We start from the raw sequence: 24,005 nt of genomic DNA on the forward strand, positions 1-24,005 counted from the left end.
ACGAGCGGCGCGGGATCGGTCAGATGTCGAGGCCGAGCAGCGCGTTCTCCACCAGTTCCGACAGCGCGGGGTGGATCCAGTACTGGCCCCGCGCCACCTCGGTCGCGGTCTGCCCAAAGCTCATCGCCTGGATCAGCGGTTGGATCACCGTGGACGCGGCCAGGCCGAGAATATGCGCGCCCAGCAGCCGCCCGGTGCCGCGCTCGGCGATCACCTTGCAGAAACCGTCCGAATCCTCCAGCGCCCACCCGTAGGCGACCGCGCCGAGCGGCTGCACCTTGACGGCGATGTCGTAGCCGGCGTCGCGCGCCTGCCCTTCGGTCAGCCCCACCGTGGCGATCTCGGGTTGGGTGAAGACCGCGCGGGGGATCGGCACGTCGGGGAAGGCGGCCAGGTCGGCGGTGTCGTCCCAGTTCCTGAGCAGATTGTCCGCGACCGCCCGGGCCTGGGCATTGGCCACATGCTTGAGCTGATCCTCGGAGGCGACATCGCCGAGCGCCCAGACATTGCGGGCGGTGGTGCGACCGCAGCGGTCGACGACGACCTCACCGGACGGTGCCAGCTGCACCCCGCCGTGCTCGGCGCCGAGATGATCGCCGTTCGGGTGGCGGCCGACCGCGACGAGCACCGTGTCGCAGGTGACCGTCGATCCGTCGCTCAGCGCCACCGCGATCGCGTTGTCCGCGCCCTCGCCCGGCCCGTCGAGGGCGGGTCCGGTGAGCCCGGCGACCTCACAGCCCAGCCGCACATCCCATTGTTTGGACGCGAGCCGGGTGAAGGTATCGGAGATATCCCGGTCCATCGTGCGCAGCAGATGGTCGCCGCGCGCGATGATCGTCACCCGGGAACCCAAGCCGGAGAAGATATTCGCGAACTCCGCGGCGATCGTGCCGGAGCCGACGATCACCAGATGCCGCGGCAGCTGTGGCAGGCGCATGATCGTATCGCTGGTGTGGAAGGCGACGCCGGAATCGGCGATCACGTCGGGAACGATCGCGCGCGAGCCCGTCGCCAAGACGATCTGCCCGGCCCGCACGATCGTGCCCGCATCCGGACCGTCGCCGATCTCGAGGGTCAGCGGTGCGGTGAACCGGGCGGTGCCGGAGATCAGGGAGACATTCGCCGCCCCGCTGCGGCGCCATTGCTCGCCGGAGCGGGAGATCGAATCGATGCGGCCGAAGATGCGCCCGACGATGTCCGACCACCGAGCTCCGGTGAACTGTGCGTCCACCCCGAAGCGGGCCGCATCGGTCGCGGAGCGCGCCACGTTCGCCGCCTGGACGAACATCTTGGTGGGGATGCAGCCGACGTTCAGGCAGGTGCCCCCGAAGACCGGGTTGCGCTCGATGATCGCGACCGAACGATCGGCGAAACGCTCGTCGGCGATCGAGTTGCCCGACCCGGAACCGATGACGACGAGGTCGACCTCCCGCACGGAGGCGGTGTCGCCGCTCATCGGGAATCGGCGGCGACCGAATCCGCCCCATCCGTGACCGAATCCGCACCCTCGACGATGGGGGAGACGGCGGCGGTCTCGTCCGCGCCGGCCGGGCTCCCGCCGGCGGGGCCCGCGACCGCGGGAGCTGCGGGGGTCTGCGGTGGGGTCGGGGCGGGCAGGTGATCGAGCCAGGCGTCCACCTCGGCGAAGGCGTGCTCGCGCACCGCGGCCACCGACAGGAAGATATCGTGCCGGGCTCCGTCGATCGGCACCACGGACACCCGATCGCCCAGGCAGCCCGACCACCGGGCGATCTGGCCGACGTCGAGTACCGCGTCCGCCGAATCGACCTCCGGCACATACTCGTTGGAGCGGAAGGAGACGGCCGACCGCAGCACGAGGGTCGGCACCCCCACGTTGATGCCGCGGTGCAGGTGCGCCTGGGCGCGGCGGACCGCGCGGATCCATCCGAAGCGGATCGGGAAGCCCGCCAGCGGCTTGCTGACGGTGTTGTAGGTCCACTCGCCGTGCACCTTGGCGGAGATCGAACTGCCGTAGGTGTCGAGGCTGCGCCCCGGGACCACCGCCATCGGGCGGGTGCGTCCGACGGCCTCGATAGCCGCCGAGACCAGGGGGGTGCGCATCAGTGCGCTGCCCTGCAGGTCCAGCCAGGGGCTGTTGAGGACCTCGCCGATCACCCCGTCGCGGCGGCCGTTGCGGCGCCGACGGTCGAGCCACAGCGGAACGATCAGGCCGCCGGTGGAGTGCGCCATCATCACGACATCGCGGCCGGTCTCCTCGTGCACGATCGCCAGGGCCCGTTCGAGCTCGGCGTCGTACAACGACAGGTCGCTGATGTAGTGCGGGGTCTGGTCCTCCCGCAGCGATCGGCCGCACTTGCGCAGGTCCAGCGCGTACAACTGGTGGCCGTGCGCGTGCAGGTGCTCGGCGATATGGCGCTGGAAGAAGTAGTCGGTATAGCCGTGGACGTAGAGGATCGGCGGCCCGTCGGCCTGCACCCCGTCGGCGGACGTCGGGCGGTAGCGGACCAGGGTGGCGACGATGGCGCCCTCGCCGTCCGGATCGACCCCCAATTCGATCGTCCGTTGGTCGAAGCCCTCACCGAGAATGTCCGGAATCCACGAACTCATGTCTTCAGCCTAATGGGGCACTCCGACCACCGCCGATGGCTCCCACCGGGGGATGTCGGCCTTCCGCGCGGGCGGCGCCGCAGCGAATCGCCAGGCGTCGGGACATGCGATTTCTCACATACTTTGACATGATGACCGGCGGGTAATCTAGTGGTCAATGTGTGCCCGACGACGGGCATATTTCGACTGCCCGCGACGACGCGGACCGTGGTCTGCGTCCGACGGCTGTCGAGGTGTACGAGCAGCGAAGGACGCGATCTACCAGTGGCGAACTCAACGGGGTCGACAGCAACGAAGTCGGGTGCGGCAGGTCAACGACCGATCGAGACGGTCGACGTCGTCCTGGTGGGCGCGGGCATCATGAGCGCGACGCTCGGTGCGCTGCTGCGCAAACTCGAACCCTCCTGGACGGTGCGCGTCTACGAACGCCTCGACGCCGCCGCCGCGGAGAGTTCCGATGCGTGGAACAACGCCGGCACCGGCCACTCCGCCCTCTGCGAGCTCAACTACACCCCGCAGCAGAAGGACGGCACCGTCGACGTCAACAAGGCGATCACGGTCAACGAGCAGTTCCAGCTGTCCCGCCAGTTCTGGGCCACCTCGGTGGCGACCGGCATGCTCGGCGACCCGAAGGACTTCATCAGCCCGGTCCCGCACGTCAGCTTCGTCACCGGCACCGCCAACTCGAAGTACCTGCGCGCCCGCTACGACGCCCTCGCGCCCAACCCGCTGTTCGCCGGGATGGAGTTCATCGACGACCCGACCGTCTTCGCCGAGCGGCTGCCGCTGATGGCCCGCGGCCGTGACGCCGCCCAGCCCATCGCGCTGAACTGGTCCGATCGCGGTACCGACGTCGACTTCGGCTCCCTGACCCGCCAGCTGCTCAACTACGTCGCCGGCAGCGGCTCCGCCGTGCACTTCGGACACGAGGTGCAGGGGCTGTCCAAGGACGGCGCCAAGTGGTGGGAGGTGAAGGTCCGCAACCGTCGCTCTCGCGAGAGCACCACCGTGCGTGCGCGATTCGTCTTCGTCGGTGCCGGCGGCGGCGCCCTGCGGTTGCTGCAGAAGTCGGGGATTCCGGAGGCCAAGGGCTTCGGCGGCTTCCCGGTCAGCGGTGAATGGCTGCGCTGCATCAACCCGTCCGCGATCGCCGAACACGACGCGAAGGTCTACGGCAAGGCCGCCGTAGGCGCACCGCCGATGTCGGTACCGCACCTCGACACCCGCGTCATCGGTGGAAAGCGCGACCTGCTGTTCGGACCGTTTGCCGGTTGGACGCCGAAGTTCCTCAAGAACGGCCGCAATACCGATCTGTTCGCCTCGGTGCGGCCCAACAACATCGGCTCGATGCTCGGTGTCGGCCTGACGGAGCTCGGCCTGGTCAAGTACCTGGTCGGCGAGCTCGCCAAGGGCCCGGCCGCCCGCGTCGACGAGCTGCGCGAGTTCTACCCGCGCGCCGCCGACCCCGACTGGTACAGCGTCGTCGCCGGGCAGCGGGTGCAGGTGATCCGCCGCAAGGGTCGCGGCGGCGTCCTCGAATTCGGTACCGCGGTGATCACCGCGGGCGACGGGTCGATCGCCGGCCTGCTCGGCGCCTCGCCGGGCGCCTCCACCGCGGTCTCCGCGATGCTGACCGTCCTGGAACGCTGCTTCGGCGACCGGTGGACCCAGTGGCGTCCGGTGCTCGAGGAGATGGTGCCGTCGTTGGGCACCTCGCTGGCCGAGCAGCCGCGTCTGTTCGAGGAACTGTGGGACTACTCGACGCGTGAACTGCAGCTCGATCGCAGTGTCCGCACCGACCCCGCGGACACCGGGATCGCCGCCGGCTGAGGCTCGCTCCGGTCGCACCGAGCCCCGTTCTGTGCTACCAAAAGGTATGCCTACCTCGACGACCACGATTCGCCGGGCTCGCTCGTACGACCTGTCGACCGACATTCTGTACCGGTTGCTGAAGCTGCGGGTGGAGGTTTTTGTGGTCGAACAGGGCTGCGCCTACCCGGAGCTCGACGGCAGGGACCTCGAACGCGAGACCCGGCACTATTGGATCGAAGCCGGTGACGACGTCATCTGCACCCTCCGACTGCTCGAGGAGCACGAGGCCGGGGTGAAGACGTACCGCATCGGACGACTGTGTACCCGGCCCGAGTATCGCGGGCAGGGACATACCCGGCGACTGCTGCAGGCGGCCCTGGCCGAGGTGGGTTCCACCCCGTGCCGGATCCTCGCGCAGACGTACCTGGCGGATATGTACTCCGAGTACGGCTTCGTACCGACCGGACCGGACGTCGTCGAGGACGGTATCCCGCACCGACCGATGGAGCGGGTCGCCACCAACCGCTGACCTCGCGGCTCACCGGCACCCGTCCCAGCAGTACCCAGCGGCTTCCCGGCAGTACCCACCGGCGGACCGCCGCCCCCAACCGGGGCGGCGGTCCGTTCGCGTTTTCACCTGCCGGGCGGTTCGATTCACGCACGCTCAATGGGTTGCTCCCACCGGGGGCGCCGGCACGATCCGGGGCATGAGCGATATCGAGGTCCGCGTCCTGACCGACGACGCCGACCGCCTGGCCGCCGCCAATCTCTTCCGCACCGCCATGGTCGGCTTCCCCCCGCTGTCCGAGGTCGAGAGCGGGCGGCTGGCGGACCTGCTGGAGCCGGGCCGCACGCTGGGCGCATTCGTCGACGGGCACCTGGCCGGCACCACCGACGGGACCACCGGGACGGTGACGCTACCCGGCGGCGCGCGGGTGCGGCATCTCGCGGTCACCCACGTCGGCGTCGACCCGGCCTGGACGCGTCGCGGCGTCGCCACCGCCCTGCTGACCCACCAATTGCAGGAGGCCGCCCGCGAGGGGCAGGTGGTCGCCTCGCTGCGGGCCTCGCAGGCGACGATCTACGAACGCTTCGGCTACGGGGTCGGCGGCATCAGCCACACCGTCGAGGTCGACACGCGCGCCCGGCTGCGGGCGTCGGTCGTTCGGGACCACCGGGTGCGGCTGGTCGACCCGCAGACCGCCCACGACCTGCTGCCACGGATCTACAACCTCCACCGCACCGACCGGCCCGGCAGCGTCGACCGCGCCGCGCGGTGGTGGCTCTCGCGCACCCTACGCGGCGCGCAGGCGCCCACCTACGTGGCGGTCTTCGGACCGCCGGGCGCCGAGTCCGGCTTCGCCCGCTACCGAGCGGTGTCGGATGAGCGCTGGTTCGTCAGCGGCGAGCGCACCGTGATCGTCGACGACCTGTTCGCGCCCACCGCGGAGGCGCACGCCGACCTCGTCGGCTTCCTGCTCGACCTCGACCCGGTGGACCGCGTGATCTTCGCGCTGCTGCCCACCGACGATCCGCTGCCCTGGCTGCTGACCGACCGGCGGGCCGCCCGGGTGACCGAGGTACGCGACGAGGCGTGGGTGCGCGTGATCGACCTGCCCGGCGCGTTCGCCCGGCGCTCGCTCACGGCGGGGGAGGAGGTGACCGTCCGGGTGATCGACCCGGTGCTCCACCACAACGACGGCACGTGGCGCTTCCGGGCCGGCCGCGTGGATCCCACCGATGCCCCGGCGGGGCTGCAGATCGAGGCCCACGGGCTCGGTTCGGTCCTCCTGGGCGCGGTGTCGTGGAGCACACTCGCCGCTGCCGGAACGGTCCGGGTCTTCGAGCCGGACGCGCTGTCCGCGGCGGAACGCCTGTTCGGAGCCCCCGGCGCACCGTTCAGCGGGATCTACTTCTGATTCACGCGCGCAGGGCATACCGGCCGACCGATTGCGTCGCCGTGATCCAAACCGGTGCAACGGATCTGTCCGCCGAGCAGAGTGAGCGGCATGTCGTTCCCCCCTGCTCCGACCACCGCGGGAGCCCGCTCGGCGCTCCCCGCCACGGCGGAGCGGACCGTCCACACCGCGGGACATCGTCGTGCCGCTCTTTGAGATCGACGATCTGACCGTCTCGTTCCCCACCTCCGGTCGATCGTCGGAATCGACTGCCGCACCGGTGGTTCGGGGACTACGGCTCGAAGTCGACCGCGGCGAGACCGTCGCGATCGTCGGCGAATCCGGTTCCGGCAAGAGCGTCTCGCTGCTCGCGGCGACCCGCCTGCTCCCGGGCGCCGACGTCACCGGTTCGGTCCGGTTCGACGGCCGCGACCTGCTCGGACTTTCCGAACGGGAGTTGCGGCGCGTCCTGGGCAGACGGATCGGGTTCGTCTTCCAGGATCCGCAGAGCAATCTGCACCCGTTCAAGACGATCGGCGCCCAGATCGACGAAGTTCTGCGGGTCCACACCAGGCAGCGGAAAGCCCAGCGCCGCAAGCGCGTCGAAGAGCTGCTGGCGGAGGTGGGGATACCGCGGCCGCACGAGGCCTACGACGGCTACCCCGCACAGTTCTCCGGCGGCATGCGGCAACGGGTGATGATCGCGATCGCGATCGCGCTCAACCCGGCGCTGATCATCGCCGACGAACCGACCACCGCCCTGGACGTCGGGGTACAGGCGAGCATCCTCGCGCTGCTCACACGTCTGCAGGACGAGTACGGCACCGCGATCGTCTTCGTCAGTCACGACCTCGCCGTCGTGCACAGTATCGCCGACACCGTCCTGGTGATCCGCGACGGCGTTGTGGTGGAATCCGGTCCCCGCGAACGGATCTACACCGATCCGCAGCATCCCTACACCCGGGATCTGCTCGACGCCTCCCGCTTGCACAGTCTCGATCCCGACATCCTCCCGGACGTATCGCCGGTCGAGTCCCGGCCGCCGCTGCTGGTGGTCGACGGGCTGGCCGCGTCGTACCCGGCCCGCCGAAGCGGCCGCCGGACGGTGGTCGACGACTTGTCGTTCACCATCGCGCCGGGCGAGATCGTCGGCCTGGTCGGCGAATCCGGCTCCGGCAAGTCGACGATCGGACGCATCGTCGCCGGGCTCCAGTACGCCGACTCCGGCGCGATCACCCTCGCGGGCCACCGGTTTCCGACCGGCGTGCGCGCGGGGATTCCGACGCTCGATACCGCGGCGCGCGGTGCGGTCCAGCTGATCTTCCAGGACCCCTACGCCAGCCTCAATCCCCGCCGCCGTATCCGCGACGCGATCGCCGAGCCGCTGCGCACCCGCCGCGTCGACCCGACGCAGATCGATCGACTGGTCGCCGAAGCCGCCGCGCGCGCCCAGCTGTCGGAGGATCTGCTCGACCGGCTGCCCGCACACCTGTCCGGCGGACAACGGCAACGCGTCGCGATCGCCCGCGCGCTCGTGGTGCGGCCGCAGTTGATCGTCGCCGACGAGGCGCTCTCCGCGCTCGACGTCACCACCGGCCGGGAAATCATCTCGCTGCTGGTCGCATCGGCCCGGGACGCCGATACCGCGATCCTGTTCATCACCCACGACCTCGGCGTTGTCGCCGGCATCGCCCACCGGGTCATCGTGCTCGACCCCGACGGGCAGGCAGAGATCGGCGACACCCGCACGGTTTTCACCGACCCGGCATCCGACTACACCCGCCGCCTGCTGGCGGCGGTTCCGCAGATCGAGGCCCGAGCGTCGTGACCACCCTCCCCACCGCGCCGCCCGCATCGCCGGCGGCGCCCGAACGCCGTCTCGATCGCGGTCTGCTCCTCGGCGGCTCGATCGTCGCCTTCGTGCTGATCGCCGCCCTGGCCGCCCCCGCGGTCGCCGCCCTGACCGGCCACGGACCCAACGACCAGTTCGCCAACGAGACCCTCGACGCCGCGGGGCTGCCGATCACCGGCGGCGACGGCTTCCTGCTCGGGGCCGACGGCAGCGGTCGCGACGTCCTCGTCCGAGTCCTCTACGGCGCCCGGATCTCGCTGGCCATCGGCATTCCGGCGACCACGCTGGCGATGCTGATCGGGGTGACCGTCGGACTGGTCGGCGGGTACCTCGGCGGCCGGGTCGACGCGATCCTGTCCGAGCTGACCAATATCGCGCTCGCCTTCCCGTTCCTGGTGACCGCGCTGAGCGTGGTCACCCTCAACCGGGGCACCGCGGGCAGCACGCTGATCGACCCGATGCTGGTGGTGATCGGCATCATCACGCTCTTCTCCTGGACCTACTTCGCCCGCCTGGTGCGCGGCCTGGTGATCGAGCTGAAGTCCCGCCCGTTCGTGCTCGCCGCCATCGGCGCCGGGGCGTCGCCGGCGCGGGTGCTGTGGCGCGAGATCCTGCCGAATATCGCCCCGGCCGTGATCGTCTACTGGGCGGTCCAGTTGCCGATCAACATCATCGCCGAGGCGACCCTGTCCTATCTGGGTGTCGGCATCCGACCGCCGACGCCCAGCTGGGGAACGATGATCGCCAACGCCCAGGACACCGCCCTCTACCAGGTGCAACCGTGGATGCTGATCGGCCCGGCCGTGGCGCTGTTCATTACCGTGCTCGGATTCAACGTGCTGAGCACCAGCCTGCGCAGCGTGCTCGATCCGGCGCCGGCCGGGGGCCGGCGATGAGCGACTTCCTGGTGCGCCGCTCGGCGCGCATGGTGCTGACCGTCGCCGCCGTCGTGCTGATCACCTTCGGTCTCACCCGCGTCGCCTACCGCAACCCGGCTCGAATGTTGGCCCCGGAGAACGCGTCCGAGGAAACGATCGAGACGATCGCGAACAGCCTGCGCCTCAACGACCCCTGGTACCTGCAGCTGTGGCACTACGCGGTGCGCGGCCCCGAGATCAAGGGCACCCCCACCGGCCTGCTGAACTGGCCGCCCAGCCTGGGGTACTCGTACCGCCAGGAGCGGCCGGTCACCGAGCTGATCCTCGAGAAGATCCCGGTGACCGCCGGCCTCGCGCTCGGCGCGCTGGTGTTCTGGATGCTCGCCTCGATCCTCCTCGGCGTCTGGGCGGCCCGCCGACCCGGCGGCTGGTTCGACCGGATCACCTCGGGCCTGTCCTATGTGGCGCTGTCGGTTCCGACCTTCGTCATCGGCGTGCTGCTGCTCTACGTCTTCTACTTCAAGTGGTCGATGGCCGGGGTGAAGTTCTTCCCCAGTGGCGGCTACGTTCCGCTGACCACGTCGCCGGGCGAATGGGCGCGACATCTGATCCTGCCCTGGCTGACCTTGACCATCGCCCAGGTGGGCCTCTTCCAACGGGTGGTCCGCGCCTCGGTCCTCGAGGTCGCCGGCAAGGACTACATCCGTACCGCACGATCGAAAGGTGTAGGGCCCCAAGGTGTGTACTTCAACCACGCGCTGAGCGCCGCGCTGAATCCGATCCTGACCCTCGGCGCGATCGAGTTCGCCTCGATCCTCGGCGGCGCCATCGTCACCGAACAGATCTTCGGCCTCGACGGCGTCGGACGGCTCGCGGTCAGCGCCGCGAACAACGGAGACGCGCCGGTGGTCATCGGCGTCACTCTCTTCGGTGCGGTCGTCTTCGTCATCTCGACCGCCCTGGTCGACCTGTTCACCCAGAACCGCAGCAACAAGTAAGTCGCAATACGCAGTGACATATCAAGGAGAACAATGAGATCCCGCACGCTCGCCGCGTTGGCGTCGCTCACCACGGCCGCCCTGCTGCTGACCTCGTGCAGCAGCGGCGAATCCGACTCGGGCAGCGCCGGTTCGGCCGCGTCGTCCGACGGCCTGCACGGCGGCACGCTGCACGTCGCCTCGGTGGGCGATATCGATGCCCTCGACCCGCTGATCGCCTACTCGGCCGAATCCTGGCAGGTCATCCGGGCGACCACCCGCCAGCTGGTCACCTATCCGGGCAGCACCACGAGCATCGGCGACGACACCGAGGTCGTCCCCGACCTGGCCGAGAGTTGGGATGTCAGCGACGACGGCCTGACCTATACCTTCCACCTGCGCGACGACATCCACTTCTCCGGAGCGAGCACCCGCGAGATCACCGCGCAGGACTTCGTCTACGCCGTCAAGCGCTTCCCGGATCCGAACGGACAGGTCAGCGCGATCACGTACTACAACGCGCTGTTCGACGGATTCGAGGAGTACGCCGAGAAGTTCGCGCAGGTCCCCACCGGCGACCTCGACGCGGTGCGGAACTTCATCGACACCAACGACATCAGCGGATTCCAGGCTCTCGACGACAAGACCCTGCAGCTGACGTTGACCGAACCCGCCAGCGACATCCTCGACATCCTGACGCTCAACTTCGTCACCCCGCTGCCGGAGGAGGTCGTGTCCAACTACTACGCCGACAGCCTCGAGTTCCGGCAGAACTACGTCTCGAGTGGGCCGTACCAGATCGCGTCCTACGATCCGGGGCGTCAGCTGACCCTCGAGCGGGTGCCGGACTACAACGCCGAGGGCGACCCGCGGCAGGCCTACGCCGACGAGATCGTCTTCGACACCACGGTCGCCTCCGCGGACGCCGCCTCCCAGCAGTTGCAGACCGGCACCGCCGATGTCGCGCTCTACGTGCGGGCCTTCCCGGCGAGCGTGATCGAGCAGTACAAGCGGACCGATCCCGATCACCTGCACAGCTCGGCGAGCGGTTCGGCCATCTTCATCAGCTGGAACAACCCGGAGCAGGCGGCGACGCCGACCCAGGAGGCGTTCAAGGATCTGCGGGTGCGCCAGGCCTTCAACTACGCGCTGGACAAGGCCGACGTCGTGCGCGGGCTCGGCGGCCCGGATTCGGCGTTGGCGAGCAACGAGATCCTCACCTCGACGATCCTCGGCTACAACGACGACGCCCCGTACCCGACGCCCGACAACCAGGGTGATCCGGACCGGGCGCGGGAGTTGCTCGCAGAGGCGGGACATCCCGATCTGACGGTCAACGTCGCGTTCCGCAACACGCCGGAGTTCGAGAAGATCGCCACCTCGGTGCAGAACGCCGCGGCCCGCGCCGGCATCACCGTCCGGTTGACCCCGATCGCCGGCGACTCGTGGGGCACGTTCAGCTCCTTCCTGGCCGACCGGTCCACCCTCGACCAGTGGGACCTGGCGATCACCAACTGGACGCCGGACTGGCAGGGCAACAGCGCCCGGATGACCCTGGGCGGCTGGCTGAACTCCGACTTCGCGCCGGGCGGCACCTGGAACGGCGTCACCTACGTCAACCCGCAGCTCAACGAGGTGGTCGCACGGGCCTTCGCGGCGACCGACCCGACCGCCGACTGGCAGGAGGCGAACCGGATCGCGAGCACCGACCTGGCGTGGTTCCCGCTGATCGAGCGGGTCAAGACGGTGCCGACGTCCGACCGCGTCACCAACTGGACGTGGCAGTCGCTGGGCAACAACGCCGACCTGACCAATATCTCGGTCACCGACAACTGACCGGAGGACGACGTTGAGCACAACCGAGGAGGCGTCGGTGAGCGAGCCGTTCCTGGCGGCGGCGTTCACCGGCGCCGAGGCGGTCGCCATCCTGTCGGACGCACACCTGCGCGAACGCCTGCGCCGGCTGCCGGTCGCCTTCGTGGTGATCGGGATCGACCGGGTCACCCCGGCCACCGATACCCGATTCCCCGCGGCCGGCGACGCCGATCCGAGCGTACTGGCAACCGCCCTGGCCGCCGAGGGCGCACCGCCGGTCGTCCCGGCGGGCGCCGCCCACCACGACCAGCCCTACAACCTGGCGCGGCGGGTGCTCTCCCTCGACCATCTGGCCGGTGGCAACGCGGGACTGCTTCTCGGGGAGCGCGATCCGCGCGGCCACGGACAGACCGCCTGGAGCGGCGTCGGTTCGGATGGCGGTATCCCGATCGGTCGGGATACCGCGGTCGACGCGGCCCGGGCGATCGCGGCCCTCTGGCGCAGCTGGCCGCTCGACGCGGTGATCGCCGACAAGGAATCCGGAATCCTGGTGGAAGCCGACCGGATTCGTCGCCCCGATCACCGAGGTGCGGCGACCACGGCCGGGCCGCTCAGCATCCCGGAGTCGCGGCAGGGCGCCCCGCTGCTGCTCTGGTATGCGCGCGACGTCGAGGCGGTCCGCGCGGCTCCGGACGTCGCGGACCTGATCGTGACCGCCGCCGACGCGACCGGTGCGGGCGCTGCCGGTGCGAGCGCTGCCGCCGCGTCGCGGCCGGTGGTGATCGAGGTGGCCGCCGATCGGCTCGACCGCGCCACCGAGGAACGATCCGCCCGCGGACTGCTGGTCCGATCGCCCGCGGGCTCCGATCCGCGCGCCGGGGCGGACACCCTGATCGCGGCGATCAACGGTCACCGCCCCTTCGCCTCGGCCGCCGATCCCTCGGAAACCGGTGTCACCCTGCGGGATCGGCTCTCCCTGCCCGCGCCGGCCGCCGCCGACCGCGGTGTCGCGGTCTATCCCGCCCCCACGATCGGCGTCTACCGATGACCGCCGCCCCCTTTCCCGGCCCGTAAGGAGTCCCCGTGACCGCGACCGCCCCCGCGCCGCAGATCGAAGCGCTGCGCGCGCACTACCGCCCGATCCTCGACGCGATCGCCGAGGGCAACCTCGCCCGCGAGCAGGCCCGCGCATTCGGCTACGACCAGGTGCGCCTGCTGATCGACGCCGGCTTCTCCCGGCTGCGCATCCCGATCGAGGACGGCGGCGACGGCGCCACCCTGCAGCAGGTCTTCCTGTTGCTCGCCGACCTCGCGGAGGCGGATCCCAATGTGGCGCACGTCTTCCGCAACCACCTCGCCTTCGTCGAGGACCGCCTGTACAACAGCCCGAGCGTCGATTCGCAGGTCTGGCTCGAACGGTTCCGGCGCGGCGACTTCGTCGGCGGCGGGTGGACCGAGGCCAACAGCGACAGCTTCACCAACGTGGCCACCCGGATCACCACCGACGGGACGACCACCCGGATCAGCGGCGCGAAGTTCTACGCCACCGGCAGCCTCTACGCGAACTGGCTCGACGTCATCGGACTCGACGACGACGGCCATCTGGTCACCGCTCTGGTCGCCCGTGATCAGGAGGGGGTGACGCTGATCGACGACTGGAGTGGCTTCGGCCAGCAGACCACCGCCAGTGGCTCCGCGCGTTATGCGGACGCCGTCGTCGACCCGCACGGCATCTTTCCCGTGCAGGACCGCTTCCCGTACCAGGGGCTCTTCTACCAAACCGCGCTGCTGTCGGTGTTGGTCGGCATCGGTCGCGCCGCGTTCCGCGATGCGCTGGCGGCGCTGCGTCGGCGCAAGCGCAACTATCCGCTGGGGCTCGACCCGCTGCCCGCTCGGGATGCGCTGTTGCAGCAGCAGATCGGGCATCTCGCCGCGAAGGTCTTCCAGGCGTCCGCGGCGCTCGAGGTGCAGGCCGCGACCCTCGACGTGATCGCCGACGCCCGCGCCCGCCGCGACGACGTGGGACAGGCCGCGGCGCTGGAGGCTGCGACGATCCGCACCCACGAGGCGCAGTCGGTGATCGTCGACACCGTCCTCGAGATCACCACGACGGCCTTCGACGCGCTGGGCGCCTCGGCGACCGCGGTGCCGCTCGGCCTCGACCGGCATTGGCGCAATGCGCGCACCCTGTCGTCGCACAATCCGCGGGTGTTCAAGGAGCGCGTGGTTGGCGACTTCTACGTCAACGGCACGCCGCCGCCGGCCGGACTGCCCAACGCTGCCGGCCCGCAGGCGCAGGGGCAGGGGGTCTGATCCGATGGGGGAGCGCAGAACCGGTCACGTCGCTCTCGGGCTGAACGTCCTGGTCTACGGCTACGTCCCGTCGGCCTGGCGATCGCCGCTGCTGGCGCCCGACGCCTTCCTGACCGCCGACTACTGGGATCGCATCGGCACCCTGGCGGAGGCGGCGAAGCTCGACGCGGTCTTCCTCGCCGACGCGCTGTCGCTGGGCAATCCGTCCTACGACGCCAACCCGATCCGTCTCGACCCGACCGTCGTCTGGGCGCATGTGGCCCGCGCGACCGAGCACGTCGGGCTGATCGCCACCGCGTCGACCACCTTCAACGACCCGGTCGAGTTGGCCGGTCGGCTGTTGACCCTCGACGCGGTCTCCGGCGGCCGGGCGGGCTGGAATCTGGTGACCACCCGCGACGAGGCGTCCGCCGCCAACTTCGGCGTCGACGCGCTGGCCGGACGCGAGGAGCGCTACGCCCGCGGCTACGAGTTCGCCGAATTGGTGCGGGCGCTGTGGGATTCGGCGGCCGACGGTTCGACGGTGCACCATCACGGCCGTTTCTTCGACTACGACGGGGTCTTCACCGCGCCGGCGTCGCCGCAGGGTCGGCCGGTGATCTTCCAGGCCGGCGGCACCCGGCAGGGCCGCGAGATCGCCTCGCACTTCGCCGACGGCGTCTTCTCCGCCGAGATCACCCCCGAGACCGCCCGACCGCACTACCGGCAGGTGAAGGCCGGTGCGGTCGCCGCGGGACGGAGCGCCGAGGATGTGCGCATCCTGCCGGGCCTGCTGCTGACCCTGGGCAGCACCGAACAGGAGGCCCGCCGGCGGATCGACGAGCTCTACGACACCAGCCCCTCGGTGTACTCGGCGTTGTGGTTGACCCACGCGATGGGGGTGGACGTCTCGGCCCTCGACCTGGACGAACCCTTCCCCGAGGACGTGCTGTCGGGCCCCGTCGACCCCGAGACCTTCCGCGGGAGCATCGGATTCCGGGAGTCGATCGTCGAACAGATCCGGCAGACCCGGCCCACGGTGCGCGAATACCTGCGCGAGACGCGGTACTCCGGGTCCGGGCACGGGGGGTTTGTGGGCACCCCCGAGCAGTTGGTGGACCGCATCGAGCAGTGGTACCTCGCCGGCGCCTGCGACGGGTTCAACCTGCAGCCCGACATCCTGATCGACTCGCTGCCGATCATCGCCGACGAGGTCGTGCCGCTGTTGCAGCAGCGCGGGCTCTTCCGGCGGGAGTACGAGACCGATACCTTGCGCGGCAATCTGCGGGGCGCGGTTGCGGCGTCGGCGTGAGCGGTGGCTGTGCAAACCAGCACGTTTTTGGGGCGCCACGACAATAGTTGTCGTGGCGGCGCAAATTCGGTCGGATTCGCACACGCGACTACGGGTCGGGTCCGCGTGGGAGCGCCGGTAGGGTCGACGCGAATGCGAGACCAGGAGGACGCCCATGCCGGCCCAAGCGGCTATCCACTTCCCGTTCACGGCGATCGTGGGTCAGGACCGATTGCGGTTGGCGTTGCTGCTCTGCGCGGTCAGCCCGCGCATCGGTGGTGTGCTGATCCGCGGGGAGAAGGGGACCGCGAAGTCGACGGCGGTCCGGGCGCTGGGTGACCTGCTCGACGGGGAGTCGGACTCCCGGTCGTCGGTGGTCGAGCTGCCGATCGGGGCGACCGAGGACCGGGTGATCGGCTCGATCGACATCGAGGGCGTGCTGCGCGACGGCACGGTCGCCTTCCGGCCCGGCGTGCTCGCCGACGCGCACCGCGGCGTGCTCTATGTCGACGAGGTCAACCTGCTGCCCGACCACCTGGTCGACGTGCTGCTCGACGCCGCGGCGATGGGCCGCGTCACCGTCGAGCGCGACGGCGTCTCGCACGCCTACGACTCCCGCTTCGTCCTGGTGGGCACCATGAACCCCGAGGAGGGGGAGCTGCGCCCGCAGCTGCTCGACCGGTTCGGCCTGGTCGTCGACGTGCGGGCGCCCGACGACATCGACCAGCGGGTCGCGGTGGTGACCCGCCGTCTCGACTTCGACCGGGACCCGGAGGCCTTTGTCGCCGGCTACCGCGACGAGCAGGAGGAGCTGGCGGCGGCGATCCGGGCGGCGCGCGAGCGCCTCGACGGGGTGCGCCTGGAACATCGTCGGCTGCGCCGGATCGCGGAGATCTGCACCCGGGTGGGTGTCGAGGGGATGCGCGCCGACCTGGTGCTGGCTTTGGCAGCGCGGGCGCACTGCGCGCTGCGCGGCGGCGACGAGGTCGTCGACCAGGACATCCGGGCGGCGGCGGCCCTGGTGCTGCCGCACCGGCGGCGGCGCGACCCCTTCGACCCGCCCGGCATGACCGACGAGGAGCTCGAGGACGCGCTCGGCCCGCCCGAGGACGACCCCGAACCCGAGGGTCCCGACCCGGACGACCCCGAACCCGGCGGCCCCCAACCGGACGGCCCCGGACCGGAGGGGTCCGACCCGGAACGGTCCGGACCGAACGGGCCCGGCGCCGACGGGTCCGAGACCGGGGACGCGAACGGACCGGAGAACCGCACCGACGAGGCGACGGCGCCCGATGGTGAGCCGGCCGCCGCAGCTCGGGATCGGCAGCCTTCCCCGGGGGAGACGAACGAACAGGAACGGCCCGCCGAGTCGGCCGGGCGCCCCGCCGAGATCGGCGCGGAATTCCGCGTCCGCACCATCACCCCGTCCGGACGGCGGGAGACCACCGAACCCGGGCGGCGCGCGCCCGCCCGCACCACCCGCGGCCACGTGGTGCGGGCAACCGACTACCGCACCGGGGCCGTGCACATCCCGGCGACCGTGCTCGCCGCCGGTTCCCGACCTGCCGAAACCAATCCGCGACGAGGCGGCCGCGAGGTCCTTCCGGTCGATCTGCGCGGCACCGAACGCGCCGGGCGCGGACCGGCGCTGGTGGTCTTCCTGCTCGACGCCTCCGGCTCGATGGCGGCCCGCGACCGGCTGGCCGCGGTGACCGGCGCGGTGCTCTCGCTGCTGCGCGATGCCTACCGCCGACGGGACACCGTCGCGGTGGTGGCCGCCCGGGGCGCCGGCGCCGAGGTCGCGCTGCCGCCCACCCGATCGCCGGCGATCGCCTCGCGCCTGCTCGCCACCCTCACCACCGGCGGCCGCAGCCCGCTCGCCGAAGGGCTCGACACCGCCCGCCGCTTGATCGGTCGAGAAGCCGTCCGTGACCGCGGCCGCACCCCCTTGCTGGTCATCCTCACCGACGGCCGGGCGACCGGCGGGCGCGACGCCCTGGAGCGCATGCGCCGCGCCGCCGCCCGGGTCGCGCTGCAGGGCACGTCGGTGGTGGTGATCGATTGCGAGTCCGGGCGCATCCGTCTGGGCCTGGCGGCCGACCTCGCCCGCCGCGTCGGCGGGGTCTGCCTGCGCGTCGATGAACTGTCCGCCGATGCCGTCGCCGGCGTGGTGCGAGCGGCCTGACCGATAGGGCGCACAGGGGAGGCTTGGTACCACAAGTGGTACCGCATCAGGTACTACCCCAGTAGGCTGGAACCATGCCCGCTCTCAATGTTCAGTTCTCCGAGGACGAACAAGACCTCATCCGTGAGGCGGCCGAACGGGAGGGTCTGTCCCTCAAGGCGTTTGTCCGTTCGGCCACCCTGGAGGCTGCATCCGCGCGCAAGCATCTTCGAGAGGGCCTGCTCGACGAGATCTTCGAGGCGTCGGCGGATCTCAACGAGCGGCTGGCGTGACGACCTACCTCGACAGGGATGACCTGCTGGCGATCGCTGCTCGCGTCAATCGAGGCGACCCCGCAGTTCGGGATATCGGACTTCTCGACGCGGCACTCGCGCGCCCCCGCAGCACGGTTTTCGGCATGGACGCGTACGAGACCCTCTACGACAAGGCGGCGGCGTTGCTGCATTCCCTGGTGCGCAACCATGCCCTCGTCGACGGTAATAAGCGAACAGCGTGGGCTGCCGGATGGCTCTTTCTCGGATACAACGGCATTCGCTTGAACCGAGGGTTCGATGTCGACGACGCGGAAGCGCTGATGAACGATGCGGCCGCGGGATATCGGTCCGTTTCGGATATCGCCAAGGCGCTCGAAGCCTTCGCGGTCCCGGCCTAGGTGGACGCCCTAGGCTTCACACATGCCCCAGTCGATTCCCCCGGTGGTGCCCAACGATGGGCTGACCACTCGCACCCGCCGCGACCAACCGATCCTCGCCGTGCACACCGGCGACGGAAAGGGAAAGTCCACCGCGGCGTTCGGGATGGCGCTGCGGGCGTGGAACCAGGGGTTCGATACGGCGGTCTTCCAGTTCGTGAAGTCGCCGCGCTGGAAGGTTGGGGAGGAAGCGGCGTTCGCCGCCTTGGCATCCGCGCACACCGATCGGGGGATCGGCGGGCCGGTCGAGTGGCACAAGATGGGGCAGGGTTGGTCCTGGTCGCGCAAGCAGGGCGCCGAGGTCGATCACGCGGCCGCGGCCGCCGAGGGATGGCGCGAGATCTCCCGCCGCCTGGCCGCCCAGCAGCACCGCTTCTATCTGCTCGACGAGTTCACCTACCCGATGAACTGGGGGTGGGTGGACACCGACGAGGTCGTCGAAACGCTGCGCAACCGCCCCGGCAAGCAGCACGTCGTCATCACCGGCCGGCGCGCCCCGCAGGCTCTGATCGACGCCGCGAACCTGGTCACCGAGATGGTCAAGGTCGCTCACCCGATGGACACCGGACAAAAGGGGCAGCGGGGCATCGAGTGGTGACGGGTCGATGATCGGCGGCGTTGTCATCGCCGCCCCCGGCTCGGGCAGCGGCAAGACGATGGTCGCGACCGGCCTGCTCGGCGCCCTGCGCGCCGCGGGGCATACACCCGCGCCGTTCAAGGTCGGACCCGACTTCATCGATCCCGGCTATCACGCGCTGGCCGCCGGGCGCCCCGGCCGCAACCTCGACCCGGTGCTCGTCGGCGACGACCTGATCGGCCCGCTCTACCGACACGGCACCCTCGGCGCCGACATCGCGGTGGTCGAGGGGGTGATGGGCCTGTTCGACGGGCGCATCCCGCTCGACGTCGACGACCCGGCGTCGGCGCGGCCGCGCGCGGCGGGCTCGACCGCCGAGGTCGCGGTCGCCCTCGGTCTGCCGGTGGTCCTGGTGATCGACGCGCGGGGGATGAGCCAATCGCTGGCCGCGCTGATCACCGGCTTCGTCGCCTACGACCCGCGCATCCGCATCGGCGGGGTGATCCTCAACCGGGTCGGCAGCCCCCGCCACGAACAGGTGCTGCGCGCCGCGTGCGTGCAAGCTGGGGTCGACGTGCTCGGCGTGATCCCGCGGATGCCCGCCGTCGATGTGCCCGAGCGCCACCTCGGGCTGCTGACCGCGCGGGAGAACAGCGGCGCGAAGTCCGCAGTGGCGGCGATGGCGTCGATCGTCGCCGAACACGTCGACCTCGACCGGATGGTCGCCGTCGCCCGCGCCGCGCGTCCCCTCGCCGGTGAGATCTGGGATCCGGCGGCCGCGGTCGGCGGGTCGGCGTCCATAGCCGCCGACCGGCCGATCACCGTGGCGATGGCCGGGGGACCGGCGTTCTCCTTCGGATACGCCGAACACGTCGAACTGCTCACCGCCGCCGGGGCCCGGGTGGTCGACTTCGATCCGCGGCACGACCGCCTCCCGGCCGGTGCCGGGGCGCTGATCATCCCCGGCGGCTTTCCCGAGGTGCACGCGGAAGCCCTGGCCGACAACGTCGCCCTGCACGACGACGTCCGACGCTTCGCCGAGGCCGGGGGAGTGATCCACGCCGAATGCGCCGGGCTGCTCTATCTGGGACGGACCCTCGACGACCGACCGATGGCCGGCGTCCTGCCCACCCGGGCACGGTTCGGGCCGCGGCTCACGCTGGGCTATCGCGACGCGGTCGCCACCTCCGATTCGGTGCTCTACCGCGTCGGTGAACGGGTGACCGGCCACGAATTCCACCGCACGACCGTCGCCGCCGACACCCCGATCACCACCCCGGCCTGGGCGTGGCGGACCGGCGCCGGCGCCGCGACCGAGGGCATCGTCGCCGGGGTTGGCGCAGCCGGCGGGGTGCACGCCTCCTACCTCCACGTCCACCCGGCCGGCGGACCGCAAGTGATCGCCCGGCTGGTCGCCGCGGCCCGGCTCGCGCGCCGGACCCCGGAAGACGCGCCCGGCCGCGGGTAGGGTTGCCGATCGTGACCGACCCGATCGCGAGCGACCCCGAGACGCCGGCCCCCGCCTCCGACCGACGGCCCTATCTGGTCGGACTCGACCTCGACGGGCGCCGGGTGGTCGTCATCGGGGCGGGCACCGTCGTGCAGCGACGCCTGCCGCTGTTGGTCGCCTCCGGGGCACGCGTGCGCGTCATCGCGCCCGAGGCGACGCCGGCGGTCGAGGCGATGGCCACCGAGGGTCGCATCGAACTCGAATTGCGGGAGTACCGCGGCGGCGATCTCGAGGGCGGCTGGTACGCGCTGGCCTGCACCGGGGAGCCCGAGATCAACGCGGCGGTGGTTGCCGAAGCCGAAGAACGCGGCATCTTCTGTGTGCGGGCCGACTCCGCCCGCGAGGGCTCCGCGGTGACCCCGGCGTCGGTCGATTACGACGGGCTGACCGTCGGCGTCCTGGCCAGCGGGGAACACCGCCGGTCGGCCGCGGTGCGCTCGTCGATCCTGACCGCCCTGCGCAGTGGGGTGATCGACAGCGCCGAACCGCCCGGTCCCGGTGTGGCGTTGGTCGGCGGTGGCCCCGGCGATCCCGATCTGATCACCGTGCGCGGCCGGAGGCTGCTCGGCCTCGCCGACGTGGTGGTGGTCGACCGGCTCGCTCCCGGCGCGCTGCTCGAGGAGCTGCCCAACCGGGTCGAGGTCATCGACGCCTCCAAGATCCCCTACGGCCGCGCCATGGCCCAGGAGGCGATCAACGACACCCTGATCGAACACGCCCGGCGCGGCCGATTCGTCGTCCGGCTCAAGGGCGGCGACCCGATGGTCTTCGGCCGCGGCTACGAGGAGCTGCTCGCCTGCGCCGCCGCCGGCATCCCGGTGACGGTGGTACCCGGCATCACCAGCTCGATCGGCGTCCCCGCGATCGCCGGTATCCCGGTCACCCACCGCGGCGTCACCCACGAATTCGTGGTCGTCAGCGGGCACCTGCCGCCCGGCCACCCCGAGTCGCTGGTCAACTGGCCGGCGATCGCCCAGCTGTCCGGAACGATCGTGTTGATGATGGCCGTGGAGCGGCTCGGGGCGTTCGCCGACGTGCTGATCGCCAACGGCCGGGACGTCGGTACACCGGCGGCGATCATCCAGGACGGCACCACCGACGGGCAGATCGTGCTGCGCGCACCGCTGGGGGATATCGCCGCGCGGGCGAAGGAGGCCGGCATCCGCCCGCCGGCCGTCGTCGTGATCGGTGCCGTGGTCGACCTCGATCCCACCGCCGCCTCCGGGCGGGCGGAATCGGAGCCGGTCGAATCGGACGTTGCGGCGGAATCCGCGAACTGAACCCAACCGGACGGCGAGTGAGCCGCCGGCACCGCGTAGCCTGCACTGCGATGTCTGATCGTTATCCCGTCACCGGCCGGGCACTGGGGCCCGCGATTGTTGCGCTCGGTGGCATGCAGCTGATGATGACCCTCGACGGCACGGTGGCCGCACTCGCGCTGCCCCGATTGGAGGCGGAGCTTGGCCTGTCCGAAGCCGGCCGCGCGTGGGTGCTCAGCGCCTATGCGCTCGCCTTCGGCGGGCTGATGCTGCTCGGCGGCCGGCTGGGCGACACCTTCGGACGCAAGCGGGTCTTCCTCGCCGGCGTCGGCGTCTTCACCGTTGCGTCGCTGGCCTGCGGTCTGGCGGTCGGCGAGCTGACCCTGGTGACCGCCCGAGCCTTCCAGGGGGCCGGCGCCGCGATCGCCGCCCCCACCGCGCTCGCGCTGGTCGCCACCACCTTCGCCCCCGGACCCGCCCGCAATCAGGCGGTCGCGATCTTCGCGGCGATGACCGGCATCGGGTCGGTGGCCGGTCTGATCGTCGGTGGGGCGCTGACCGAACTGTCCTGGCGGTGGATCTTCCTGATCAACGTCCCGGTCGGCGTGCTGATCGCCGTCCTGGCTGTCGCCTCGCTGCGCGAAACCCTGCCCGAACGCCGGCCGTTGGACGTGCCCGGCGCGATCGTCGGCACGCTGGCGATCACCGGTGTCACCTTCGCGATCACCGAGGGCGCCACGCGCGGCTGGGTCGACCCGACGGTGATCGTCGTCGGCGCGATCGGCGTGCTGCTCTTCGTGGCGTTCCTGACGATCGAACGGCGCGCCGAGTTCCCGCTGCTGCCGTTCTCGCTGTTCACCAACCGCAGCCGCGTCGCGGTCTTCGTCGCGATCCTGCTGGCCGGCGCGGTCATGTTCATCCTGGCCCCCTACGTGGCCTTCTTCGTCCAGAACGTGCTCGCCTTCAGCCCCCTGCAATCCGGGTTGGCCTTCATCCCCTTTGCCGGCGCCTTCGGTGTCGCGGCCTTCCTGTCGTCGAAGGCCGTGGTGCGATTCCCGGCGCGCTACGTCATCGGGGTCGGCATCCTGATCACGATCATGGGCTTGCTCTACGGCACGCAGCTCGGTGTGGACGCGCAGTACGTCCCCGATCTGGTGGTGCCGATCATCGTGATCGGCTTCGGCGTCGGCTTCGTGGTGGTCCCGCTGCCGCTCTGCGCGATCGCCGGGGTGCGGGAGAGCGAGATCGGACCGTTGACCGCGGTGGCGACCGTCTTCCAGACCCTCGGCGGGCCGTTGGGCCTGGCGGCGGCCGGTGCCCTGGCCACCGCGCGCACCCGATCCCTCGGCGGCGCGCCCGGGCACCCGCAGGACATGACGCCCCCGCAGCTCGAAGCCCTCTCGGCCGGCTACACCAGCGCCCTGGGCTTCTGCGCGATCGTGGCGGCCGTCGCCGGTATCGCCGCGCTGTTCATCCGGTTCACCCCGCAGCAGATCGCCTTCGCCCAGGAGGCGCAGTCGCACGCCGATTCCGGAGTGGACGGCGCCGTCGTCGGACCCGCCGGTCCGGTGGACGCCGGCCCGGTGGACGGCCGCTCAGTCGGTGAGGACCACCAGTTCGGTCGGCGCCGCGATCTCGACCCGTAGCCCGGCGCGGCGGGCGATCACCGCGACCGCCCGCGCGGAGTCGGGTTCGGCGCGGGAGCCGGCGAGGATGCGGGCCAGCACACCCTTGTGGTGCTTGTTGAAGTGACTGACCACCGTGCGGCTGCCGTCGGCGTGCTCGGTCAGCACGGTGACGGTCACCGCGTCCGGGATCGGCCCGAGCTGTCGATAGCCGCCCGAGCGCAGGTCGATCACCAGGCGGTCCTTGGCCGCGTCGACCAACGCCTCGGTCAGATCGGGGGACCACCGCGCCCGCAGGGTCGGTGAACCGGGCAGCGACGAGCCCGCCGAGAGTCGATAGGCCGGGATCGGGTCGCTCGCCGCGACCGCCCCGAACAGCGCGGATCCGACCGCCAACCGGTGGTCGGCCCGCGCGCGGGCGGCCTTCGGCATCGTCCCGATGTCCAACGCGTCGTAGAGCACCCCGGTATAGCGCCGGATCGCCGGCAGCGTCGGCGCCTCGCGCAGGGCGGCGTTGATCGCCAGCAGATCCTCGCGACCGGCACCGATGCCCAGCGCCCGCCGCGCGGCCTCCGGATCGACCGACAGGGCGATCACCTCGTCGACCAGACGATCGCGTATCTCGCGCAGTTCCGGCAGCCACAACCGGTCGAGATCGAGGGGGGCGCCGTCCCCACCGGTGGCCTTGGTTTCCGACGGAGGTAGGACGATCAGCACGATCGTGCAGGTTACCGGCCCCCTTGGGCGGGGCGAC

General features: G+C 70.9%; 20 protein-coding genes. 17 read left to right on the forward strand and 3 right to left on the reverse strand.

Annotated features, from left to right (window positions below; all coding sequences use genetic code 11):
• Nucleotides 1–19 precede the first annotated feature (19 nt).
• Both MB1_RS20540 and MB1_RS20545 read right to left on the reverse strand, forming a co-directional pair.
• Nucleotides 20–1,435, reverse strand: a complete 1,416-nt coding sequence (locus MB1_RS20540) for a mycothione reductase (protein ID WP_157084201.1) — start codon at nucleotides 1,433–1,435, stop codon at nucleotides 20–22.
• 17 nt (nucleotides 1,436–1,452) lie between these two features.
• Nucleotides 1,453–2,589 (reverse strand): alpha/beta hydrolase, encoded by a 1,137-nt coding sequence (locus MB1_RS20545; RefSeq protein ID WP_084352325.1) that lies wholly within the window; start codon nucleotides 2,587–2,589, stop codon nucleotides 1,453–1,455.
• A gap of 321 nt (nucleotides 2,590–2,910) precedes the next feature.
• Here MB1_RS20545 and mqo point away from each other — a divergent pair, with 321 nt between their 5' ends.
• From mqo to MB1_RS20630, 17 genes are all read left to right on the forward strand, one after another.
• Nucleotides 2,911–4,419, forward strand: a complete 1,509-nt coding sequence (gene mqo, locus MB1_RS20550; protein ID WP_157084203.1) for a malate dehydrogenase (quinone) — start codon at nucleotides 2,911–2,913, stop codon at nucleotides 4,417–4,419.
• A 46-nt stretch (nucleotides 4,420–4,465) separates the two neighbouring features.
• Complete coding sequence (locus tag MB1_RS20555) at nucleotides 4,466–4,930, forward strand: GNAT family N-acetyltransferase (protein WP_066911934.1); 465 nt, start codon at nucleotides 4,466–4,468, stop codon at nucleotides 4,928–4,930.
• 178 nt (nucleotides 4,931–5,108) lie between these two features.
• Nucleotides 5,109–6,320: a GNAT family N-acetyltransferase gene (locus MB1_RS20560; RefSeq protein WP_066911937.1), complete on the forward strand. Its 1,212-nt coding sequence runs from the start codon at nucleotides 5,109–5,111 to the stop codon at nucleotides 6,318–6,320.
• Between the two features lie 181 nt (nucleotides 6,321–6,501).
• Nucleotides 6,502–8,127 (forward strand): dipeptide ABC transporter ATP-binding protein, encoded by a 1,626-nt coding sequence (locus MB1_RS20565; RefSeq protein ID WP_066911940.1) that lies wholly within the window; start codon nucleotides 6,502–6,504, stop codon nucleotides 8,125–8,127.
• The gene (locus tag MB1_RS20570; protein WP_066911943.1) at nucleotides 8,124–9,047 is read left to right on the forward strand and encodes an ABC transporter permease; all 924 of its coding nucleotides are present in this window, start codon (nucleotides 8,124–8,126) and stop codon (nucleotides 9,045–9,047) included. The genes MB1_RS20565 and MB1_RS20570 overlap by 4 nt, the downstream gene beginning before the upstream one ends.
• The gene (locus tag MB1_RS20575) at nucleotides 9,044–10,027 is read left to right on the forward strand and encodes an ABC transporter permease (RefSeq protein ID WP_066911946.1); all 984 of its coding nucleotides are present in this window, start codon (nucleotides 9,044–9,046) and stop codon (nucleotides 10,025–10,027) included. The genes MB1_RS20570 and MB1_RS20575 overlap by 4 nt, the downstream gene beginning before the upstream one ends.
• Before the next feature lie 33 nt (nucleotides 10,028–10,060).
• Nucleotides 10,061–11,842: an ABC transporter substrate-binding protein gene (locus MB1_RS20580; protein ID WP_066911948.1), complete on the forward strand. Its 1,782-nt coding sequence runs from the start codon at nucleotides 10,061–10,063 to the stop codon at nucleotides 11,840–11,842.
• Between the two features lie 37 nt (nucleotides 11,843–11,879).
• The gene (locus tag MB1_RS20585; protein WP_157084194.1) at nucleotides 11,880–12,869 is read left to right on the forward strand and encodes an LLM class oxidoreductase; all 990 of its coding nucleotides are present in this window, start codon (nucleotides 11,880–11,882) and stop codon (nucleotides 12,867–12,869) included.
• 35 nt (nucleotides 12,870–12,904) lie between these two features.
• Nucleotides 12,905–14,134, forward strand: a complete 1,230-nt coding sequence (locus MB1_RS20590; RefSeq protein ID WP_066911954.1) for an acyl-CoA dehydrogenase family protein — start codon at nucleotides 12,905–12,907, stop codon at nucleotides 14,132–14,134.
• A gap of 4 nt (nucleotides 14,135–14,138) precedes the next feature.
• Nucleotides 14,139–15,425: an NtaA/DmoA family FMN-dependent monooxygenase gene (locus MB1_RS20595; RefSeq protein WP_066911957.1), complete on the forward strand. Its 1,287-nt coding sequence runs from the start codon at nucleotides 14,139–14,141 to the stop codon at nucleotides 15,423–15,425.
• A gap of 154 nt (nucleotides 15,426–15,579) precedes the next feature.
• Nucleotides 15,580–17,589 (forward strand): VWA domain-containing protein, encoded by a 2,010-nt coding sequence (locus tag MB1_RS20600; protein ID WP_066911960.1) that lies wholly within the window; start codon nucleotides 15,580–15,582, stop codon nucleotides 17,587–17,589.
• 74 nt (nucleotides 17,590–17,663) lie between these two features.
• Nucleotides 17,664–17,861, forward strand: coding sequence for a plasmid mobilization protein (locus tag MB1_RS20605; RefSeq protein WP_066911963.1), 198 nt, complete (start codon nucleotides 17,664–17,666; stop codon nucleotides 17,859–17,861).
• Nucleotides 17,858–18,241: a type II toxin-antitoxin system death-on-curing family toxin gene (locus MB1_RS20610; protein ID WP_066911966.1), complete on the forward strand. Its 384-nt coding sequence runs from the start codon at nucleotides 17,858–17,860 to the stop codon at nucleotides 18,239–18,241. Before MB1_RS20605 ends, MB1_RS20610 begins: the two co-directional genes overlap by 4 nt.
• A 22-nt stretch (nucleotides 18,242–18,263) precedes the next feature.
• A complete protein-coding gene (gene cobO / locus MB1_RS20615) occupies nucleotides 18,264–18,878 on the forward strand; it encodes a cob(I)yrinic acid a,c-diamide adenosyltransferase (protein ID WP_066911969.1) in 615 nt (204 codons plus the stop codon).
• 7 nt (nucleotides 18,879–18,885) lie between these two features.
• Complete coding sequence (locus tag MB1_RS20620; protein WP_066911972.1) at nucleotides 18,886–20,325, forward strand: cobyrinic acid a,c-diamide synthase CobB; 1,440 nt, start codon at nucleotides 18,886–18,888, stop codon at nucleotides 20,323–20,325.
• An 11-nt stretch (nucleotides 20,326–20,336) separates the two neighbouring features.
• Nucleotides 20,337–21,647: a uroporphyrinogen-III C-methyltransferase gene (gene cobA / locus MB1_RS20625; RefSeq protein WP_245650290.1), complete on the forward strand. Its 1,311-nt coding sequence runs from the start codon at nucleotides 20,337–20,339 to the stop codon at nucleotides 21,645–21,647.
• Between the two features lie 50 nt (nucleotides 21,648–21,697).
• Nucleotides 21,698–23,272: an MFS transporter gene (locus MB1_RS20630; protein ID WP_084352327.1), complete on the forward strand. Its 1,575-nt coding sequence runs from the start codon at nucleotides 21,698–21,700 to the stop codon at nucleotides 23,270–23,272.
• Here MB1_RS20630 and yaaA read toward each other — a convergent pair.
• On the reverse strand, nucleotides 23,222–23,968 hold the full coding sequence (gene yaaA, locus MB1_RS20635) for a peroxide stress protein YaaA (protein WP_066911975.1): 747 nt from the start codon (nucleotides 23,966–23,968) through the stop codon (nucleotides 23,222–23,224). The two genes, MB1_RS20630 and yaaA, sit on opposite strands and share 51 nt — an antisense overlap.
• Nucleotides 23,969–24,005: the final 37 nt, after the last annotated feature.

Source organism: Millisia brevis NBRC 105863 (genome assembly GCF_001552615.1).
Classification (GTDB): Bacteria; Actinomycetota; Actinomycetes; order Mycobacteriales; family Mycobacteriaceae; genus Millisia; species Millisia brevis.

Coding starts and splice junctions, on each gene's coding strand:
- MB1_RS20630 (WP_084352327.1), top strand. CDS start 21,698: ATGTCTGATCGTTATCCCGTCACCGGCCGGGCACTGGGGCCCGCGATT.
- MB1_RS20595 (WP_066911957.1), top strand. CDS start 14,139: ATGGGGGAGCGCAGAACCGGTCACGTCGCTCTCGGGCTGAACGTCCTG.
- MB1_RS20545 (WP_084352325.1), bottom strand. CDS start 2,589: ATGAGTTCGTGGATTCCGGACATTCTCGGTGAGGGCTTCGACCAACGG.
- MB1_RS20560 (WP_066911937.1), top strand. CDS start 5,109: ATGAGCGATATCGAGGTCCGCGTCCTGACCGACGACGCCGACCGCCTG.
- MB1_RS20575 (WP_066911946.1), top strand. CDS start 9,044: ATGAGCGACTTCCTGGTGCGCCGCTCGGCGCGCATGGTGCTGACCGTC.
- MB1_RS20555 (WP_066911934.1), top strand. CDS start 4,466: ATGCCTACCTCGACGACCACGATTCGCCGGGCTCGCTCGTACGACCTG.
- cobO (WP_066911969.1), top strand. CDS start 18,264: ATGCCCCAGTCGATTCCCCCGGTGGTGCCCAACGATGGGCTGACCACT.
- MB1_RS20580 (WP_066911948.1), top strand. CDS start 10,061: ATGAGATCCCGCACGCTCGCCGCGTTGGCGTCGCTCACCACGGCCGCC.
- MB1_RS20605 (WP_066911963.1), top strand. CDS start 17,664: ATGCCCGCTCTCAATGTTCAGTTCTCCGAGGACGAACAAGACCTCATC.
- MB1_RS20600 (WP_066911960.1), top strand. CDS start 15,580: ATGCCGGCCCAAGCGGCTATCCACTTCCCGTTCACGGCGATCGTGGGT.
- MB1_RS20620 (WP_066911972.1), top strand. CDS start 18,886: ATGATCGGCGGCGTTGTCATCGCCGCCCCCGGCTCGGGCAGCGGCAAG.